The following is a 4,894-nucleotide window of genomic DNA, read 5'->3' on the forward strand; positions in this document are numbered from 1 at the left end:
TTAATCATGCGTTTTATGTCTTGTAATTCACCAAAAAGCACCAAAACATCATTGGCTGCCAATAGGGTAGAAGACTTTGCAATACCAGTTACTTCCGACACTTTTTTAGTTTTGCCGTTTTCTTCAATATCCTTATTTTTAATTGTGGTTAACACAATCACCTTATATTCATTAGTAAAGTTGGCCGCTTCCAGGGTCATTCCAACATACCTTTCAGGAACTACGGCTTCAATGATACTATATTTATCAGAAATCTTAAAGCTATCCAATATTGTTAAATTGTCTAACCGCATGGCAAGTCTTTCTGCAGATTCTGTTTCCGGTCGTATGTACTCATCAATGTTGATTGCCTCCAAAACAACCTGCTGAAGTTCAGAAACCACCCTACCAATAATCCGTTTAACATTTAGCTGCTTTAATAAGGCTGTAGTTAAAAGCGAGGAAGATTCATCTTCACCAATGGCAACAATGGCTGCATCGCAATCTTTTAGCGGTAAAGAGCTTACTGCATCCCTATCAGTACAATCCATACAAATGGTATGGGTAATCTTATCTCTGAGTTTATCGACCTTAATCATGCTGTTATCAACGCCCAGCACCTCATGCCCTAATTCTGTTAGACGGATACTGAGTGCTTTTCCAAAATTTCCTAATCCAAATACGATATATTTCATTTGTTATTGTTTTAAAAGAGCACTTTTTCCTGAGGGTACTTATAGCTCTTAGAAGTTGTTTTTTTGATGATAGCAATTAATAAAGTCAAGGTGCCAACTCTCCCTATAAACATAATGGCAGCAAGAATTAAACGCCCGCCGTCGCTTATTTTAGGCGTGAGTCCGATGGATAAGCCGACGGTGCTGAATGCTGAAAAACTTTCAAAAGCAAGGGCAAGAGGATCTAAATTTCCATCGGTAATGCTTAGCCCAAAAATGGAAAGGCCCAGCGTTAATAGGGAGAGAAATATAATAGCTGAAGCCCTTTTAATAGAATCCTGACTAATCTCTCTCTTAAAAATTTCAACTTTGTCTTTGCCTTTTGTCAGGCTAAACATATTTAAAACGGCAACAGCCAGTGTTGTTGTTTTAATACCACCTCCAGTGGATCCTGGTGATGCGCCTATCCACATGAGAAACATGATCAGCATTATTGCAGGAAAAGAAAGCAAGGTCATATTAACATTATTGAAACCTGCGGTACGCGGACTAGCGCCCATAAAAAATGCGGCTGCTAACTTCGCGAAAAACCCTTCATGCTCCTGCAAGGAGGTATTGTATTCCAGCACTAAAATCCCTAGGGTTCCTAATATCAATAAAAACAATGTAGTCCAGGCAATTAGTCTGGAATTGAAATTCATGACCCATGCTTTATAGGTAAATGCTTTTTTGTGAATAACTTTTTGATAAACATTGATTAGCCATCTTTTCAAAAACTGATAGGTATTCAATACAATCCCAAAACCAAAGCCACCTAAAATAAAAAGTAAGGCAAGGATAAGTTGTAAAGTATAATTGTAACGAACAGAAACGTGATGAAGGCCATCAGGAAGTATAGAAAATCCAGCGTTACAGAAAGCAGAGATCGAATGAAATACAGCAAAATACACTCTCTCTGTGCTGGATGTGAAATTAATGGCATCAACACTCAAATAAATCAATGCCGCACCCGCAATCTCGAAAACCAGGGTTATAAATATAATGGTTAGTAAGGTATTGATAGCTGAACCCAGTTTTTTCTCTCCTAAAAGCTCGGTATACATGAGCTGGTTTTTATAAGAAAATCCTCCTGAGAAAAAATACCCGAAAAAACCTGTAAAGGTCATGATGCCTAGTCCCCCGAGCTGAATCAAAATGATTAAAACCACCTGACCATAGGCGCTTAAGCGGGCTGAAATATCGATTACAGAAAGACCTGTGATGCAAACTGCACTTGTTGACATGAATAGGGCATCAACCAGGCTCAATGGAGGGCCTATTGTTGCTTTAGGAAGTAGTAACAGTATAGTGCCGAAAAATATGAGCAGTAAGAAACTGAAAACAAAAAGCAGCGTTGGATTAAAGTAAAAACTATCGAAAAAGAGACTGTTTTTGGATATTTCAATAAGAAATACACCAAATATGCCTATATATACCCATTGTGGCTGATAAAAGACCCCATCTGAAAGGTTAAATGAAGTGTTCTTTAATAGAATGATAAATATAAAATAAAGGGAAAGCAGCATTTCTGCCCAATGAAAACGGGTGAATCCTTCGGGAGACGCTACAATGCGCAATGATTTAATAATTAACAGCACCCCAAAAATATTAAACAACCAAATGATGGTTTGGTCAAAGTAAGAAGCTGCTGTTTGATTGGTTATGTATCCAATGTGCATAATAATTATTAATGAGGCTATAGCGCTCATATATAACATTATACGGTCAATAATTTGTTGATTTGTTTTTAAAAATGCCCTAAATAGTCTTAGCATGTTTGGATTTAAGCAATGATTGCAACAAACTTAATGCTTAAGATCTGGAAATCTGTAATAGTTAAACCAAATTACTCAAAAACGTTCTTGCAACCAACTTTTTTAATGTGTCAATTTGTAACTTCAAATTCGGATCCTGAGTACTTAATGGGAATAAGAACAACAAAGTCCACCCAGTCTCCAAGTGACAAAGGTCTATCGCCCGGTTTACTATCCTTCACTGGTTTTCTCCTGTGGAGGAGAAAGATAAAATTTAAAGGATAACCTTGTTTTAAATTATAATTTTATAGCTTCATCATTGTTAAAAAAATGAAAAACGTAATGAGACTTATTTTCTGCTTTACTATCTGCTTTTACCTGCTGTTTACACTGCAGGTAAAAGCTCAAAATCGATTGTCTTTTAACCAGGGGCACAGTCACAATGATTACCATCAGCTTAAACCATTGCTAAATGCTTATAATGCAGGTATGGGTTCTATCGAAGCCGATATCTTTATAAGGCATGGTCAATTGTTTGTTGCGCATGATACTGTTGCCATTCAATTAGAAGCTACGCTGAAGAACCTGTATTTAGAGCCTCTATCCATTTTTTATTCTAAAAGCGGCAATAGGCCTTATTCAGATGCTTCTATGAACCTGCAGCTAGTCATAGACATTAAGGAAGATTACCAGCACGTGCTACCGCGATTGATCTCTGAACTGGAAACTTATAATGATGTTTTTGACAGTAAAAAAAATAAAAATGCGATTAGGATTTTGATTAGTGGAGATGTTCCGCTGCCAGCACAATTTAAAAACTACCCTGATTATATCTTTTTTGATGGGCGGCCTAATATAAAGTATACAAAGGCGCAATTGAAGCGCATCGCGATGATTAGTATGGATCTTAAAAAGGGTAGCACCTGGAAGGGGATAGGAAATCCTTCAGAAGCAGATATGGCTAAGCTAAAAGCTGTTATTACAAGTGCCCATCGCCAGCATAAACCATTTAGATTCTGGGCAACGCCCGACAGCCCGAATACCTGGATGGTTTTGGAGAGCCTTGGGGTTGACTGGATTAATACCGACCAGCCAGAAAGTTTGCGTGAGTTTTATCTTAATAAATAAAATTAACTATTGAGCCATCTCTACACAAATGCAACCTACTTTTTTACCTCAAGCTGGTTATTTTACCAATCTAAGCTTACCCTGATGTCGGAATCGCTGCGTTATGAAGGTATAATATGGGTGCCAAAAATTGAAAATGAAAAAAGGGAGCCTTATGATATTTCAGAAAATGAAAGAGATTATTGCTTAAAAAGAAGGTATGCATCTTTTGGAACCTAAGCACCCCGGGACATTTCCTCCAGATCGGCGAAAGAAAGGATAGATGCCGGTTTTGGAGTGGAACCAAAGAAGAAATAAAAACTGCAGCTTATTTTCATAAGCAGCTTGGTAAGTTATTGTTTGATAAATGTGGCTTGTCCACGTTCGGCACTTGAATTAGAAGAAGCTATAACTGATATAAAAAAACTCTCCAATGCATTTTACTCCTCTTAAGGTGCATGTGCCATGACCATCAAAGGCCAGGTAAACGGGATGAATGATTTAAAGATTGACCATTAAGCGCTTGACCGAATTATACAGTCGGGAGGCTTCATTTCAGCAGATATTGGTCAGCTAAGTTGAAGCAAATTCATTATTAATTACCTACGATACTGCTGAATCTGCTTTTGACTCAGCAGCATGTATTGGCTGTGGTGCTTGTGTGGCTACTTGTAAAATTCAATTGCTGCGCTGTTTACTTCTGCTAAAAAAGCGCACCTGGCAAAAATACCCCATGGTAAAGCAGAAGCAGAAGAAAGGTTTTTACACATGGTAGCGCAATGTCAACTCTCAAAATTCATTGTCAATCTTGGAGTACACCTGTTGCCGTTAGCATTAATTGGTGGAGGTCGGTATTTTTTATAAAAGGCTTTAATAAATTACTTCCCGGCCCTACCATGGCTAGTTCTACATAGTCTGAAGAATGATCCATGGAGCCAAAGCCTACATTCGTATATTTTTGTTGGATATCGGCTAATATTTTAAAGGGTAGATTCTCTGCGTTATACAATCCGTTTTTGTCCAGAACGTTGTAGTGTGCCAGTAAGTTACTGGCCTCTTTTTTGGTGATGGCCATGTTTTGGACTGCCTCTATTTGTCCGATTACCTGGCTGATGGTATTGTTTTTATTTATATGTTGCAATACCCACTCATTAGTCTGTTTGAACGTGCCGATTCGGTCAAAGTTGGCGTTATCTCCAGAAAATAAACCTGGATTTGCGTTGCCATGATCGGTAGTAACGATGACTATAATACTCCCCAATATTAGGTCGATAATTTAAGGTCTAAAAAAAACCGTAAATTTATTGACAGATGAAAAAAGTTAGCAGAAAGAAGTTCAGT

Annotated in this window: 6 protein-coding genes; 3 read left to right on the top strand and 3 right to left on the bottom strand. The window is 37.8% G+C overall.

Features of this window, described 5'->3' with window-relative positions; genetic code table 11:
- The coding region (locus tag AAKU52_RS17030) for a potassium channel family protein (RefSeq protein WP_354335770.1) at nt 1-674 on the bottom strand (674 nt) is incomplete at its 3' end.
- 11 nt (nt 675-685) lie between these two features.
- Nucleotides 686-2,467 carry a TrkH family potassium uptake protein gene (locus AAKU52_RS17035; protein WP_354335772.1) on the bottom strand — a complete coding sequence of 594 codons (1,782 nt, stop codon included), beginning with the start codon at nt 2,465-2,467 and terminating at the stop codon, nt 686-688.
- A gap of 309 nt (nt 2,468-2,776) precedes the next feature.
- Between AAKU52_RS17035 and AAKU52_RS17040 the strand changes: the two genes are divergently transcribed.
- The 3 genes from AAKU52_RS17040 to AAKU52_RS17050 all read left to right on the top strand — a co-directional run bounded on the left by AAKU52_RS17040 (nt 2,777) and on the right by AAKU52_RS17050 (nt 4,328).
- Entirely contained in the window at nt 2,777-3,574 is a 798-nt protein-coding gene (locus AAKU52_RS17040; protein WP_354335774.1) for a phosphatidylinositol-specific phospholipase C/glycerophosphodiester phosphodiesterase family protein, read from the top strand.
- A gap of 84 nt (nt 3,575-3,658) precedes the next feature.
- Complete coding sequence (locus AAKU52_RS17045) at nt 3,659-3,793, top strand: hypothetical protein (RefSeq protein ID WP_354335776.1); 135 nt, start codon at nt 3,659-3,661, stop codon at nt 3,791-3,793.
- 403 nt (nt 3,794-4,196) lie between these two features.
- Nucleotides 4,197-4,328, top strand: a complete 132-nt coding sequence (locus AAKU52_RS17050) for a hypothetical protein (protein ID WP_354335780.1) — start codon at nt 4,197-4,199, stop codon at nt 4,326-4,328.
- Nucleotides 4,329-4,355: 27 nt separating this feature from the next.
- Here the strand turns inward: AAKU52_RS17050 and AAKU52_RS17055 are convergent, their stop codons facing one another.
- The gene (locus AAKU52_RS17055) at nt 4,356-4,814 is read right to left on the bottom strand and encodes a hypothetical protein (RefSeq protein ID WP_354335778.1); all 459 of its coding nucleotides are present in this window, start codon (nt 4,812-4,814) and stop codon (nt 4,356-4,358) included.
- Nucleotides 4,815-4,894 lie beyond the last annotated feature (80 nt).

The organism is Pedobacter sp. CG_S7, from assembly GCF_040544395.1.
GTDB lineage: Bacteria > Bacteroidota > Bacteroidia > Sphingobacteriales > Sphingobacteriaceae > Pedobacter.